The organism is Raineyella antarctica (assembly GCF_900092135.1).
Taxonomy (GTDB): domain Bacteria; phylum Actinomycetota; class Actinomycetes; order Propionibacteriales; family Propionibacteriaceae; genus Raineyella; species Raineyella antarctica.
The window spans coordinates 18633-31358 of sequence record NZ_FMYF01000004.1 but is presented as its reverse complement, the minus strand read 5'-3'; the positions used below and the strand labels follow the sequence as shown (position 1 = coordinate 31358).

The 12726-nt window shown below is 69.9% G+C and carries 15 protein-coding genes; 8 read left to right on the top strand and 7 right to left on the bottom strand.

Annotation, left to right across the window (positions count from 1 at the left end; translation table 11 throughout):
- Positions 1–5: 5 nt before the first annotated feature.
- Positions 6–629, top strand: a complete 624-nt coding sequence (locus tag GA0111570_RS06925) for a DNA-3-methyladenine glycosylase I (RefSeq protein WP_092608401.1) — start codon at positions 6–8, stop codon at positions 627–629.
- Between the two features lie 67 nt (positions 630–696).
- Entirely contained in the window at positions 697–1194 is a 498-nt protein-coding gene (locus GA0111570_RS06920; protein WP_092608398.1) for a DUF427 domain-containing protein, read from the top strand.
- A gap of 39 nt (positions 1195–1233) precedes the next feature.
- Here the strand turns inward: GA0111570_RS06920 and GA0111570_RS06915 are convergent, their stop codons facing one another.
- The 5 genes from GA0111570_RS06915 to GA0111570_RS06895 form a co-directional block, all read right to left on the bottom strand.
- Positions 1234–2415: an alcohol dehydrogenase catalytic domain-containing protein gene (locus GA0111570_RS06915; RefSeq protein WP_092608395.1), complete on the bottom strand. Its 1182-nt coding sequence runs from the start codon at positions 2413–2415 to the stop codon at positions 1234–1236.
- A gap of 1 nt (position 2416) precedes the next feature.
- Positions 2417–2890 carry an SRPBCC family protein gene (locus GA0111570_RS06910; RefSeq protein WP_092608392.1) on the bottom strand — a complete coding sequence of 158 codons (474 nt, stop codon included), beginning with the start codon at positions 2888–2890 and terminating at the stop codon, positions 2417–2419.
- 269 nt (positions 2891–3159) lie between these two features.
- Positions 3160–4023 carry an alpha/beta fold hydrolase gene (locus tag GA0111570_RS06905; protein WP_092608389.1) on the bottom strand — a complete coding sequence of 288 codons (864 nt, stop codon included), beginning with the start codon at positions 4021–4023 and terminating at the stop codon, positions 3160–3162.
- Between the two features lie 66 nt (positions 4024–4089).
- Positions 4090–4692: an aminoacyl-tRNA hydrolase gene (locus GA0111570_RS06900; protein ID WP_092608386.1), complete on the bottom strand. Its 603-nt coding sequence runs from the start codon at positions 4690–4692 to the stop codon at positions 4090–4092.
- A gap of 87 nt (positions 4693–4779) precedes the next feature.
- Positions 4780–5628: an NAD(P)H-binding protein gene (locus GA0111570_RS06895; protein ID WP_092608383.1), complete on the bottom strand. Its 849-nt coding sequence runs from the start codon at positions 5626–5628 to the stop codon at positions 4780–4782.
- A gap of 95 nt (positions 5629–5723) precedes the next feature.
- Here GA0111570_RS06895 and GA0111570_RS06890 point away from each other — a divergent pair, with 95 nt between their 5' ends.
- From GA0111570_RS06890 to GA0111570_RS06865, 6 genes are all read left to right on the top strand, one after another.
- The gene (locus GA0111570_RS06890; RefSeq protein ID WP_092608380.1) at positions 5724–6089 is read left to right on the top strand and encodes a winged helix-turn-helix transcriptional regulator; all 366 of its coding nucleotides are present in this window, start codon (positions 5724–5726) and stop codon (positions 6087–6089) included.
- Complete coding sequence (locus GA0111570_RS06885) at positions 6086–6511, top strand: HIT family protein (protein ID WP_092608377.1); 426 nt, start codon at positions 6086–6088, stop codon at positions 6509–6511. The genes GA0111570_RS06890 and GA0111570_RS06885 overlap by 4 nt, the downstream gene beginning before the upstream one ends.
- Positions 6512–6558: 47 nt before the next feature.
- Positions 6559–7149, top strand: a complete 591-nt coding sequence (locus GA0111570_RS06880; RefSeq protein WP_092608374.1) for a YdeI/OmpD-associated family protein — start codon at positions 6559–6561, stop codon at positions 7147–7149.
- A 355-nt stretch (positions 7150–7504) separates the two neighbouring features.
- Positions 7505–8434, top strand: coding sequence for an ABC transporter ATP-binding protein (locus GA0111570_RS06875; RefSeq protein WP_092608371.1), 930 nt, complete (start codon positions 7505–7507; stop codon positions 8432–8434).
- Positions 8431–10083 (top strand): ABC transporter permease, encoded by a 1653-nt coding sequence (locus GA0111570_RS06870; protein ID WP_139283173.1) that lies wholly within the window; start codon positions 8431–8433, stop codon positions 10081–10083. Before GA0111570_RS06875 ends, GA0111570_RS06870 begins: the two co-directional genes overlap by 4 nt.
- Before the next feature lie 111 nt (positions 10084–10194).
- Positions 10195–10425: a DUF5652 family protein gene (locus GA0111570_RS06865; protein WP_217634063.1), complete on the top strand. Its 231-nt coding sequence runs from the start codon at positions 10195–10197 to the stop codon at positions 10423–10425.
- Between the two features lie 69 nt (positions 10426–10494).
- On the opposite strand, the gene GA0111570_RS06860 is transcribed toward GA0111570_RS06865, so the two are convergent.
- Both GA0111570_RS06860 and GA0111570_RS06855 read right to left on the bottom strand, forming a co-directional pair.
- Positions 10495–11100 carry a hypothetical protein gene (locus tag GA0111570_RS06860; RefSeq protein WP_092608368.1) on the bottom strand — a complete coding sequence of 202 codons (606 nt, stop codon included), beginning with the start codon at positions 11098–11100 and terminating at the stop codon, positions 10495–10497.
- Between the two features lie 144 nt (positions 11101–11244).
- A complete protein-coding gene (locus tag GA0111570_RS06855) occupies positions 11245–12627 on the bottom strand; it encodes an Nramp family divalent metal transporter (protein ID WP_217634062.1) in 1383 nt (460 codons plus the stop codon).
- Between the last annotated feature and the right edge of the window lie 99 nt (positions 12628–12726).

Genomic DNA, 12726 nt, shown 5'->3' with positions numbered 1-12726 from the left:
GGTCCATGAAAGCCACTCCTGACCAGCCCGTCGCCGCTCCCGGGCTCGTGGTCGGTGGCGATGGCCTTGCCCGTCCCGCCTGGGCTACGACCGACCCGCTGCTGCGGGACTACTACGACACCGAGTGGGGGCTGCCGGTGCGCGACGAGTCCGGGGTGTACGAGCGGCTCAGCCTGGAGGCGTTCCAGTCCGGCCTGTCATGGGCCACGATCCTGCGCAAGCGGCCCGCGTTCCGGTCAGCGTTCGCCGGGTTCGACCCCGATGTCGTAGCCCGGTACGACGAGGCCGACGTGGCCCGGCTGATGGCGGACGCGGCTATCGTCCGGAACCGGGCGAAGATCAACGCGACCATCACCAACGCCCAGGCGACGATCCGGTTGCGGGACAAGGGAGGCCTGGGCCCGTTCGTCTGGTCCTTCCGGCCCGAACACACCCCTGCGCCCCGGACCCTCGGCGATGTCCCCTCCACCTCGCCGGAGTCCGTGGCACTGTCCAAGGCGCTCCGCAAGGAGGGGTTCACGTTCGTCGGGCCGACCACGATGTTCGCCCTGATGGAGGCGATCGGCATCGTCGACACCCACCTGGTCGGCTCCCATCGGCGGGGATCCTCAGGGGTCTGGCAGTCCTGATCCCGTCCGCACCGGGACCCGGGAAACACGGACCGCCGCCCCGGAGGGCGGCGACTAGACTCCTGCCATGACGCGTCCTCAGCGTGATCCCCTCCTCCCCGGACAGGAATCGGTCTGGGACTACCCCCGGCCGCCCGCGTTGCGCCGGTGCACCGAGCGCATCCGGGTGGTGCTCGGTGGGGAGACGATCTGCGATGCCCCCGGCGCCTGGCAGGTCCTGGAGACGAGCCACCCACCTACCTACTACCTGCCGCGCGAGTCCTTCCGGCAGGGAGCACTCGGTCCCGCGGACGGCTCCTCGTTCTGTGAGTGGAAGGGCATGGCCAGCTACCTCGACGTCCACGGCGGCGGCCGGACCGCTGCGCGCGCGGGCTGGACCTACCCGCATCCCTCCCCCGGCTTCGAGCCGATCGCCGGGCACGTGGCCCTGTACGCGGCGGCCATGGATGCGTGCTTCGTCGGCGACGAACAGGTCCGTCCCCAGCCCGGCGGGTTCTACGGGGGCTGGGTCACCGCGTCGATCGCCGGGCCGTTCAAGGGCGTCCCGGGCAGCTCCGGCTGGTGACGGCTCTACCTGGTCGGCGGCCCGCCACGCCCGCAGCGCTCACCCGCCCGGCTTGAGCACGACCTTCACGCAGCCATCGGACTTGCTGCGGAACACGTCGTACATCCGTGCCGCCTCCTCCAGCGGGACCCGGTGGGTGACAAGGTCCTCGGTGCCCAGCGGGTCGTCGGGGTCCTCGACCAGCGGGAGCAGGTCGGGGATCCATCGCTGCACGTTGCACTGGCCCATCCGTACGGTCAGCTGCTTGTCGAACATCGTCATCAGCGGCATCGGGTCCACCATCCCGGCGTACACGCCGCTGAGGGAGACCGTGCCACCGCGACGGACCGCGTCGATGGCGGTCATCAGGGCGGACAGCCGGTCGATGCCGGCCTTCAGCATGATCGGACGACCCAGGGCGCTGGGAAGCACCCCGACGCCGCGCTGCAGCAGCCGTACCGCGGCGTCGCCGTGGGCCTCCATCCCGACCGCATCGACCACGCCGTGCGGGCCGCGCCCCTCCGTGGCGTCGCGCATCGTGTCCGGGGTCGCCTCGTCCAGGTCGAAGGCGTGTGCGCCATAGCGCTCGGCCAGTCGGCGTCGCTCGGGGACCGGATCGCAGGCGACGACGCGGTGGCCCAGATGGCGCGCGATGCGGACGACGAACTGGCCCACCGGGCCCAGGCCGATCACCCCGAGGGTGCCCTGGGGCGGCAGGCCGGCGTACTGCACGGCCTGCCAGGCGGTGGGAAGGATGTCGCTGAGGAACAGGTAGCGCTCGTCGGGCAGTTCGTGGCCGACCTTGACCGCGTTCCTGTCGGCGCGCAGGACACGCAGGTACTCGGCCTGGCCGCCGGGGACCGCACCGTACAGCTCGGTGTAGCCGTAGAGGGTGGCCCCGGTCCCGTGGGCACGGTTCTGGGTGGTCTCGCACTGGGTACTCAGCCCGGTCCGGCAGAGTTCGCACTCGCCACAGGCGATCACGAACGGGACCACCACCCGGTCCCCGACGGCGAGGTCGGTGACCCCACCGCCGACCTCGGTGACGATGCCCATCGGCTCGTGCCCGAGGATGTCGCCCTTGTGCAGGAAGGGTCCGAGGACGTCGTAGAGGTGCAGGTCCGATCCGCAGATGGCTGTGGACGTCACCTTGATGATGGCGTCGGTGGGCTCCTGGATGGTCGGGTCGGGCACCGTCTCCACCGAGACGCTGCCCGTTCCCTGCCAGGTGAGGGCTCGCACCTCAGCGACCCGTCGCGTCGCCGGGCCGGTTGATCCGGCCCCGCCACGCGCCGCTCTCGAAGCCGTTCGACTCGATCAGCCGCTCGAAGTCATGCAGGGACCTGGACACCTGGGCGTCGTCGACCTGGAGGGCCGCACCAGCCTTCTCCACGGCCCCCTCCGGCTCCCAGTCCACCTGCTGCCGAACGCGGGTGGTGTCGCCGGCAAGACGGTGGAAGGTGACGACGCCGGCCTGGGTGGGCCCGTCGACGGTGCGCCAGGCGATCCGCTCGTCCGGCAGCTGCTCGGTGATCTCGGCGTCGAACTCACGCTCCACGCCTCCGACCTTGACGCGCCAGTGCTGCGTCCGGTCGGAGAGTCGGGTCACCTCTTCCACACCGGCCATGAGGGCGGGGAACTCCTCGAACCGCATCCATTGGTTGTAGACGGTCGAGACGGGCGCGTCAACGTCGATGTCACTACTCACGGTGTTCATCCGAACTCCTCTTGTCTAGTTATCGACATTGCGATTCACCCTAGCCGCGCCCTCCGGCGATGTGAAGGAGACCGCAGCGATCCCACCCGCGCGGGTGCAGCACCTTCCCACCGATTCTGAGCCGGCAGTCGGAGTTCCTCGCGGGCGCAGCATGGTGACGCTGTCCCTCTACCCGCGCCAGCGCGGTTCCTCGGAGTCCAGACCGGTCGGGATGCCGCACGACAGGGCCTCGGTCGAGACCGAGTGACGGGCTGACCGGGAGTGCCCGGTCAGCCCCGATGCCCCCCGGACGTGAGGTCCCCGATGTGTTCGACCACTGCGTCCGGGCGGTCATCCGCCAGGTAGTGCCCTGCTCCTTCGACGGTGACCACCTCGAGGGAATCGGCATGTCCCGCGTACCCCTGGTCGACGACCGAGGCCGGCATGCCCTTGTCCTCGCCGCCACACAGGATGCGCGTGGGAATGCTGAGGTGCTCGTTACGGAAGGCGCCGGCGGCGATTCGGCCCAGCATGGGCAGCACGAGGTGCCGGTAGACCAGCGACCCGGCTCGGGCCCGAGCGGGGTCCCGCCATGGCGCCAGGTAGGACTCGACCCGTTCCGGGGGCATGGTCCGGAAGGCGAACGCCGTCAGGAGATGACGCAGGAGTGACTGGTTGCCCGTGCCGATGAGTCGCGGTCCGAGCGGGGAGGCGATCACCGGCTGGAACCACAATCGCCAGGCCTGGGACAGCATCGGCAGTGAGGGACGCAGCCAGACGTGGGGGGTCGCAAGGATCAGGTGCGTACTGAACAGGGCGGGATGTTGCAGCGCCAGCAACTGTCCGATGACCGCTCCGTAGTCATGACTGACCAGATGCACCGGACCGACACCCAAGGCATCGATCAGGGCCAGGACGTCCTGGCACTGGGACTCCGCGTCATAACCCTCGGCAGGAGCAGCGGTCGCCCCCATGCCGCGCAGGTCTGGTGCCACGACGTGAAACGTGTCGGCAAGTGCTTCGGAGATCCCGTCCCACTCCCCCGCGTGCTGCGGGAAACCATGCAGGAGCAGGACGACAGGTCGTCCTGCGACCCCCGATACGGCAACGTTCATCTCCAGCCGTGAGGTCTGGATCACCCTCGATGCCCCCATGGCACAACGCTACGCCGGGGGCCGTGGCGTCGCCAGCAGCAGGAGACCGGTTCGGGGAAACGACCGTCAGTCGACCACGACGAAACAGGCAGTGTTCGCCCCCGGCTCGACCTCACTGCGACCGGCGTCCTCGACCTCCACCACCGTCGACGAGCCGTCGATCGTGGCGCGGAAGTCGTCCGAGGCCAGGTCGACGAAACGTACGTGGCCGACCGGGTCGGGCCCCGCCACGTCCTCCAGGACCGCGAGCATCAGCGCGTGCGCGGCCTGGGCCGCCGTCTTGCCGGTGGTCATCCCCAGACCGGCGTCCGCGATCACCCACCGGCCCGGCGCGAGCGGTGCCGCGGGCCCTCCGGCGCGCTCCCGGTCGAAGTGCGAGGCCGCGGCCTTGTGGACGAGGTCGGGGACGTCGTCGCCCAGCATCGGGTCGAACGCGATCGCGCAGCCGTGCACGTACGCCCCTGGCAGCGCGGCGACCTGGCCCCACTTGGTCCGATTGCACCGCTTGACCCGCTTGGCGATGGCCTCGTCCAGGAAGTCAGGCCAGGTCCCGTGGTCGGTCCCGGTGGCCAGCATCCGGCCGACCGAGGCGTACATCACGTCGGCGACGACCTCCTCATGGGTGGCATGGGGTCCCACCACGATGTACTGGACGAGTTCGTCGCGCATGCCTGGCCTCCCGGGGTCGAGCGCCACTATAGGGCCGGTGCCGGTGCTGACTGCTCCACCCGCAGCACGCGGGCGGAACGGTGCAGGTCAGCCCTGGACGGTGCGCAGGGTGTCGATGATCGGCGAGGTCGGGCGCCCGATCAGCCCGGCCAGCTCTCCGCTGGTGTCGCCGAGCTCGCCGGCGGCGATCGCCTCGTCGACACCGACCAGGAAGCCGACCAGACCGGCATCCAGACCCATCCCCTCGAGGGCCTCCGACTTCTCGGCGGGGCTCACATGGGCGGCGACCACCTCGCGGTGCAGGACCTCGGCCAGGTCAGCGGCGAGGTCATCGAAGCGCCAGGCCTCGTCGCCGGTCAGCTTGTACGTCCGGTCGGTCTCGCTGCCGGCGAGCACGACGGCCGCGGCATCGGCGAGGTCGCTGCGCGAGGCGCTGGCGACCCGACCGTGGCCGGCGGCGGTGAGCACCTGGCCGGTCTGCCGGGCGGCGGCCAGGTCACCGAGGAAGTTCTCGTGGTACCAGCCGTTGCGCAGGTTGACGTGGCCCAGGCCGGAGGCGGCCAGATACTCCTCCGTGGCCTTGTGGTCCGGGGCGACCGGGTTGATCGACGCCTCGGCGTGCGGGGCGCTGGTGTAGACGACGCGGCCGACCCCGGCGGCCGCGGCGGCATCGATGACGGCGCGGTGCTGGGCCTGGCGCCGTCCCAGATCCGTGCCGGAGACCAGTAGCAGGGAGTCGACGCCGGCGAGGGCGGAGGTGGCGGGACGGTCGTAGTCGAAGGTGCGTACCTCGACGCCGCGCTCGACGAGGTCGGCCGCCTTGGCCACGTCACGGACCAGGGCGACGACCTGGTCGGCCGGGGTCCCCCGCTCGATCAGGTGGTCGATCACGAGGCCGCCGAGGTTGCCGGTTGCTCCGGTGACTGCGAGGGACATGGGGAGATCCTTCCTAAGGACTTACGATTGGTAAGTACTATACTCAGGTAAGTAGATGCCGCAAACGCACGCCCGAATGGAAGGAGGACGGGACCATGGCCCAACCCTTCGACGTCTTCGACCCCACGTGTCCGTCCCGCGAGCTGGTCGACCACGTGATCGACCGCTGGGGCGCCCTGGTGGTGGTCGCCCTCCTCGACAGCCCGCACCGGTTCTCCGAGACGGCGCGCGCCGTCGGCGGGATCAGCGACCGCATGCTCTCGCGGACCCTGGCGACGCTCACCGCCGACGGACTGGTCACCAGGAGCGAGCAGCCCGGCCAGCGGGTCGAGTACTCCCTCACGTCCCCCGGTCGCCGCGTCGCGACGGCCATGGAGGGACTGGTCGGGGCCATCTACGAGGTGATGCCCGACGTGATGGCGGCCCGCGCCCAGCAGGCCCCGACCCCGGTGCTGTCATGACGTCCTCCCCCACCTGCTCCTTCTGCCAGGTGGTCGCCGGCGGGTCGACCGCGGAGATCGTCCTGTGGACCGAACGCATCGTCGCCTTCCTGGACACCCGGCCGGTCTTCAAGGGCCACGTCCTGGTCGTGCCGCGCGACCATGTCGCCACCCTGGTCGACCTGCCCGACGACCTCGTGGTCCCGCTCTTCACCGCCGCTCGGTCGGTCGCCGGCGCCATGACGACCGCCCTGGGCGCGCAGGGCTCGTTCGTCGCGATGAACAACGTCGTGAGCCAGTCGGTCCCGCACCTGCACGTCCACGTCGTGCCGCGTACCAAGGGCGACGGACTGCGCGGTTTCTTCTGGCCCCGGACCACGTACGCCGTGGGCGAGGCCGGCACGTACGCCGACCGGCTGCGCGCCGCCCTGGCCGAGGACTGAGACAGAACCCGTCAGCCGCGGACCTCCTGCCGCCGTACCGTTGGCACATGGCCGTCGAGCTGCCCGAACTCCTCGTCCCCGATGCCCGCGCCTGGCGGGACTGGTTGGAGGCCCACCACGCCGACAGTCGCGGCGTGTGGCTGGTGGTGCACAAGAAGGGCGGTGACGTGACCGCCCTGACGTACGAGCCGGCTGTCGAGGAGGCGCTGTGCTTCGGATGGATCGACGGCCAGTTGCGGACACGTGACGCGGGGAGTTCGGCCATCCGCTTCACCCCGCGGACCCGGAGCAGCCAGTGGTCACAGTCCAACGTGGACCGCGTCGGTCGACTGGAGGCCGAGGGTCGGATGACGGATGCCGGGCGCGCCGTGGTCGAGGCCGCCAAGGCCAACGGCCGCTGGGAGATGACGTACGCCGGGGCCGCGACCGCCGAGGTACCGGCCGACCTGGCCGCGGCGATCGCGGCGGTACCGGAGGCCCAGGCGATGTTCGACGTGCTGACCTCGACCAACCGATACGCCATGGTCTACCGCACCATCTCGGTCAGGAAGGCCGAGACCAGGGCACGCAGGATCGCCGAGTACGTGGCCATGCTCGCCCGGCACGAGTCGATCTATCCGCAGAAGAAGCGGCCCTAGCGGCCGGTCCTCGTCGCCCGGCCGGCCGGTGTTCGTCACCATCGAGGGTGAGGCCGCCATCCCTCGCTACTGGCTGTGGCGCCAGGTGTTCGGGCACGAGCAGCCCGACCTGGAGGACCGGTTCGCAGGTGCTCGACCAGCCGCTACGCCTTCGGTTAGCCGCGCCGCGTCGACGCGCAGCGGCTAACTGAAGGCGAAGCGGCTCTGGGTACTCCTCGGGGTTACTCCTCGACCCGACTCCGCTGTCCGGATCCGGTGACCGGTGGGACGCTTATCCAGGGGCAAGGTCCTCGCGGGGACCCATCGACCCGAACGCATCCGCCGGTCGGCGGAACCGGTGCCAGGAGAAGGACCGATGAGCACAACCGAGGCAGTGATCGAGGTCGAGGGTCTGACCAAGTCGTACGGCAGGTTCCCGGCGCTGCGGGGCCTCGACCTGCGGGTCGAACGCGGGGAGGTGTACGGGTTCCTCGGACCCAACGGCGCGGGCAAGTCCACCACCATCCGGGTGCTGCTTGGTCTGCTGAAGGCCGACTCCGGCACGGTCCGGCTGCTGGGCCGCGATCCCTGGCGCGACGTGGTCGAACTGCACCGGCGCCTGGCGTACGTGCCCGGCGAGGTCTCGCTGTGGCCGGGGATGACCGGCGGGGAGGCGATCGACCTTCTCGGTTCGCTGCGTGGCGGCCTGGACGAGCCGCGCCGGGCCGAGCTGGTCGAGAGGTTCGAGCTGGACCCGACCAAGCGCGGCCGGCAGTACTCCAAGGGCAACAAGCAGAAGGTCGCGATCGTCGCCGCGCTCGCCTCCGACGTCGAGCTGCTGGTCCTGGACGAGCCGACCAGCGGGCTGGACCCGCTGATGGAGAACGTGTTCCAGGAGGTCATCGGCGAGGCCAAGCAGCGCGGCACCACCGTCCTGCTCAGCAGTCACATCCTGGCCGAGGTCGAGACGCTGGCCGACCGGCTGAGCATCATCCGGGACGGCCGGATCGCCCGGACCGGCACCCTGGCGCAGCTGCGCGGCCATGCCCGCACCTCGATCCACGCCCTGCTGGACCGTGTCCCGGACCAGCGGGTCCTCGCCCTCTTCCACGACGTCCACCTGGACGGCAACCACCTGTCCGCCGCGGTCGACGCGACCCACGTCGGGGCGGCGATGTCCGCACTGGCGCCGTACGGCCTGGCCTCACTGACCGTGGCCCCGCCATCGCTGGAGAGCCTGTTCCTGCAGATGTACGAGGAGGAGGCCGGCATGACCGGCCAGGCCGGGGCAGGGATCACGCGATGAGTGCCGTCCGTACGACCCGGAGCAGGCCGGCCCATGCGCTGGAACAGCGCGCGGCGGGTGACAGCGCCCTCACGGGGGCTGGCCCGCTGCTGCGGACACTGGTCCGGCACGAGGGTCGGCTGTTCGCCCCCTGGGTGCTGCTGGCGACCGTGCTGTCGTCGTCCTCGGTGCTGGTCTACCCGTACATCTTTCCCACCGCCCGGGACCGGGCGGGCCTGGCCGCGGCGATCGGGGCGAATCCGGCGCTGGGACTGATCTTCGGCCCGGCCCGGGACCTGGGCACCGTCGACGGCTTCAACGCCTGGCGCAGCCTGGCCCTCGGCGGGTTCCTGGTCGGGCTGGGCGCGATCCTCGCGGTGACCCGCGCCACCCGCGGCCAGGAGGACTCCGGCCAGGCCGAATTGCTGGCTTCCGGCGTCCTCGGCCGGTACAGCCGGCTGCTGGCCGCGGTAGGGCTGGCGCTGGTCGGTTCCCTGGTCGCCGGCATCGTGGCGGCCCTGGTGACCGTCCTGTCCGGCGGCGGCTGGGACGCCTCCCTGCTGCTGGGGGCATCGTTCACCGCCACCGGCTGGATGTGCGCCGCGATCGCTGCCGTGGCCGCCCAGATCGGCTCGGATGCCCGGACCGCCAACTCGATGGCGGTCGGGACGCTGGGGACGTTGTTCCTGCTCCGAGGCTTCCTGACCTCGACCAAGGCCCCGGAGTGGACCGTCTGGGCCAACCCGCTGGGCTGGCCGGCCGAGACCCGCCCGGCCACCGGGAACCACTGGTGGCCGCTCACCCTCGCCGTGGTCCTCACGGTGGTCATGCTCGTGGTCGCCTTCGCCCTGCAGGGTCGGCGCGACTTCGGCCAGGGCGCGATCTCCCCACGTCCCGGCCCGGCTCGCGGCCGCCTGCACGGCACCTGGGCGCTCGCGATCCGCCTGAACCGCGGATCGTTCCTCACCTGGACCATCGCGTTCCTGGCCCTGGGCTTCATGTTCGGCTACTTCACCCGGTCCATCAGCGACATCCTCGGCTCGGAGAGTGCGGTGACGCAGATCCTCGCTGCCGGGGCGACCACCCACGAGGCGCTCGTCGCAGCCTTCCTGCACACCGTGCTCGGCCTGGTCGGGATCATCGCCGCCGTCCCCGGCGTGCAGACGATGCTGCGGGTCCGGTCGGAGGAGTTGGAGGAGAGGGTGGAGCCGATCATGGCCGCCGCCGTGCGCCGGCAGCGCTACTACGCCAGCAACATGGCTGTCGCCCTCCTCGCGCCGGCGGTGTACGTGCTCATCGCCGGGACGATCATCGCGCTGCTCGCCTCCAGCGCCGGTATCGGGATCGGGTTCGGCGACGGCCTGCTCCAGGCGGTCGCGACGGTGCCGGCCGTCTGGACGGTGATCTCGCTGTCGGCAGCAGTGGTCGGCGCCCGTCCACTGGTCAGCCTGGTGGCTTGGGCCGGAGTGCTCGCCTCCTTCGGGCTCACCCTGCTCGGCCCCAGCTTCAAGCTCCCGAACTGGGCGCTGGCGGTGAGCCCGTTCTGGCACGTCCCGATCGTCTCGGCCCCCGAGCCGGACCGGATCGGCGTGGTCTACATCTCCCTGGTCACGCTGGTGTTCCTCGGGGTCGGCATCGCCGGCTTCCGTCGACGGGACCTGGCCCGGTGACGGCCGGCTGAAGGGCGGACCGACGTCACACCCCTACCTCGCGCAGGCCGGCCCACCGGGCGCCCGCGCAGGACTAGCCTGAGGGCAACAGCAACAAGGAGGCTGGGTCTCATGCGTGGAAGCAAGAAGCACTGGCGCGATCTGTCGCCGGCAACCCGACGCGCCATCACCGTCGGCGCCGTCGTCGACCTGGGGCTGCGTACGTGGGCGATTGTCGACCTGGTGAAGCGCCCGCAGAAGCAGGTCCAGGGCAACAAGTCCCTGTGGGCCGCCGCCCTGTCGGTCATCAACAGCGTCGGCATCGTCCCGATCATCTACCTGGTCTGGGGACGCAAGGACTGACCTACCTGCCGACAGCAAGCGAGGGGCGGGGATCCCGACCAGGATCCCCGCCCCTCGCTCGCGTGCCGGCTACTGGGCCAGGTAGAAGATGACCTCCCGGCGCGTGCGTTCGACGAACTTCATGCCCTTCTCGACGGCGCGGTCCCGGATCGGTTCGAGGCGGGAGAAGCCCTCCTCGAGCGACGCCTCGTCGTCCCAGACGGATCCGACCAGAACCTCACCGGTCGTGCGGTCGACCAGCATCCGCACGGACCGGTACCCGGGTGAGGACCGGTACATCGGCTCTGCCACCCAGGCGAAGAAGGACACCACCTCGTGGAGCTGGGTCGGGTCGTAGAAGTGGCGATTGACGTTGATCGGCAGGCCTGGTGTCGGAGGCCGGTCGGAGACGTGGACCACCGGGAGATCCCACTCCCGGACCCCGAGGACCGTGCCGCCGAGCGCCTGGGTGGCCTGCCGGCGAAGCTGGTCGGCGTCCTGACGGCTCGCGACGAGGTCCTCGACGGTGTCCCAGTTGGTGAGGATCCAGGCGGTGCCGGTGCTGGGATCACCGCTCACATTGATTCCGCGGAAGCCGTTCCGATGCGAGATTCCCGGGAGGATCGTGTTGTTGATCTGTTCGACCAGCGCTGCGGGGTCATAGGACCCCTGGGTCGTCGTTTCCCTGCTGTACATGACTGCCCCCATAGTCATTGATCCCTGTCCATCAAGGGTAGATCCGGGGCGACTGCCGGGATAGGGATAGCGGGCGTCAGTCCGGGAATGCGTACGGCCCGGCGGGTCACTCCGCCGGGCCGTACGTCATCAAGGATGAGGGGATCAGAAGATCATGTCGACCAGGGAAATGGTGCCGACCGCGAACACCGCGATGCCGGAGACGATCAGGTAGACCATGAACGGGGCGCCGTCCTTGATCCGCGGATCGGTGTCGCGCATCGACAGGTAGACGGTGCAGACCGCGACGGCCATCAGGTACAGCGCGTTGAGGATACCGCCGAGGATGACCATCTGCAGCGGGGAGGAGAAAACCACGGCGAGCAGTCCCCACACCACCGGCATGAAGACCATCAGGCCGCGCATCCACTTGTCCCGGACGGGCTTGTCGCGCCAGGTGAACGCGCCGAACACGGACAGCGCGTTCGCGGTCTGCCGGCTCAGGCTGGGAACATTGGCCAGGATGGTCTTGAACAGGGCGATCGCCGCGAAGACCAGGAACACCGGTCCCGCCCACTGGCCGACGGTCGTGGTGAAGATGCTGGAGATTGTCTTGATCACGTCCCCGCCGGTGGGCTCCAGGCCCTGCGGGTTCAGGACGGCCGCGCCGAGGACGTAGAACGAGGCGGTGGAGGCGGTGTAGATGACCCAGGAGACCCAGGCGTCCTTCTTCATCACCGAGATCCAGCCACGGGCGCGGGCGACCCACTCCTTGGAGCCATCGTTCGGGCCGGTCCAGGCGGCGTAGCCCTTCTCCACGCACCAGAAGCTGTAGCTGGAGATCTCGCCGGCGCCAACGCCGGTCAGGCCGAACATCGACAGCGCGACGCCCATCGAGCCGGCGGCGATCCGGAAGGTCATGCCGCTACCGAGGTCCGCTCCGGTCCAGGCGAACGGAGTGGCCTGCAGGCCGAGGACCATCACCATCACCATGACCGTCACGACCACCACCAGGGTGGTCGAGATCGTCTCCACGATGTTGTATCGGTTCGCGAGGTGGATGGCGATCGCAACCACGACCATCAGCGCCACCCACCAGGCCGCACTGACCGCCGGCACCAGCAGGGTCAGCGCCAGTGCTGCAGCACCGAGCACGCCGGCCTGGCTGGTGACGAACTGCAGGAACATCAGCACCGCGAGGTAGGAGGCCCAGCCACGGCCGCCGATCCTCGGAGGCACCCGGTCGTAGCCCTCGATGGCGGGGCGGCCGGTGGAGATGGACCAGCGGGCGATCTCGATCTGAACGGCCACCTTCACGAAGGTGGAGACGAAGACCAGCCAGAGCAGCATGAAGCCGACCTTGGCCCCCAGGGTGGTGGCGGTGATCAGCTCACCGGAGCCGACCACGGCTGCACTCGTGATCATGCCGGGGCCGAGGAACCGCAGGCTGGCTACCCAGCCCTCGGGCGGTTCCTGGATCTTCTTGCGATCCATGACGTACGGATCGTCGTGCACATCGTCTATGAGGACTGCGGTGGACTGACTCATGGTGGTTCCTGACTGCTGCGCTGCAGCGAAGACGTACGACTCGGGGCCGACTGAGTTCTCGCTGAGGAACCTAGTAGCGCTACCTTCACACGGAGAAAT

Excerpts from the sequence above, each read along its gene's own strand:
- GA0111570_RS06880 (WP_092608374.1), top strand. The coding sequence starts at position 6,559 with ATGGCCGTCGAGCTGCCCGAACTCCTCGTCCCCGATGCCCGCGCCTGG.
- GA0111570_RS06855 (WP_217634062.1), bottom strand. The coding sequence starts at position 12,627 with ATGAGTCAGTCCACCGCAGTCCTCATAGACGATGTGCACGACGATCCG.
- GA0111570_RS06905 (WP_092608389.1), bottom strand. The coding sequence starts at position 4,023 with ATGGGGGCATCGAGGGTGATCCAGACCTCACGGCTGGAGATGAACGTT.
- GA0111570_RS06900 (WP_092608386.1), bottom strand. The coding sequence starts at position 4,692 with ATGCGCGACGAACTCGTCCAGTACATCGTGGTGGGACCCCATGCCACC.
- GA0111570_RS06895 (WP_092608383.1), bottom strand. The coding sequence starts at position 5,628 with ATGTCCCTCGCAGTCACCGGAGCAACCGGCAACCTCGGCGGCCTCGTG.
- GA0111570_RS06885 (WP_092608377.1), top strand. The coding sequence starts at position 6,086 with ATGACGTCCTCCCCCACCTGCTCCTTCTGCCAGGTGGTCGCCGGCGGG.
- GA0111570_RS06910 (WP_092608392.1), bottom strand. The coding sequence starts at position 2,890 with ATGAACACCGTGAGTAGTGACATCGACGTTGACGCGCCCGTCTCGACC.
- GA0111570_RS06870 (WP_139283173.1), top strand. The coding sequence starts at position 8,431 with ATGAGTGCCGTCCGTACGACCCGGAGCAGGCCGGCCCATGCGCTGGAA.
- GA0111570_RS06890 (WP_092608380.1), top strand. The coding sequence starts at position 5,724 with ATGGCCCAACCCTTCGACGTCTTCGACCCCACGTGTCCGTCCCGCGAG.
- GA0111570_RS06860 (WP_092608368.1), bottom strand. The coding sequence starts at position 11,100 with ATGTACAGCAGGGAAACGACGACCCAGGGGTCCTATGACCCCGCAGCG.
- GA0111570_RS06925 (WP_092608401.1), top strand. The coding sequence starts at position 6 with ATGAAAGCCACTCCTGACCAGCCCGTCGCCGCTCCCGGGCTCGTGGTC.
- GA0111570_RS06865 (WP_217634063.1), top strand. The coding sequence starts at position 10,195 with ATGCGTGGAAGCAAGAAGCACTGGCGCGATCTGTCGCCGGCAACCCGA.
- GA0111570_RS06875 (WP_092608371.1), top strand. The coding sequence starts at position 7,505 with ATGAGCACAACCGAGGCAGTGATCGAGGTCGAGGGTCTGACCAAGTCG.
- GA0111570_RS06920 (WP_092608398.1), top strand. The coding sequence starts at position 697 with ATGACGCGTCCTCAGCGTGATCCCCTCCTCCCCGGACAGGAATCGGTC.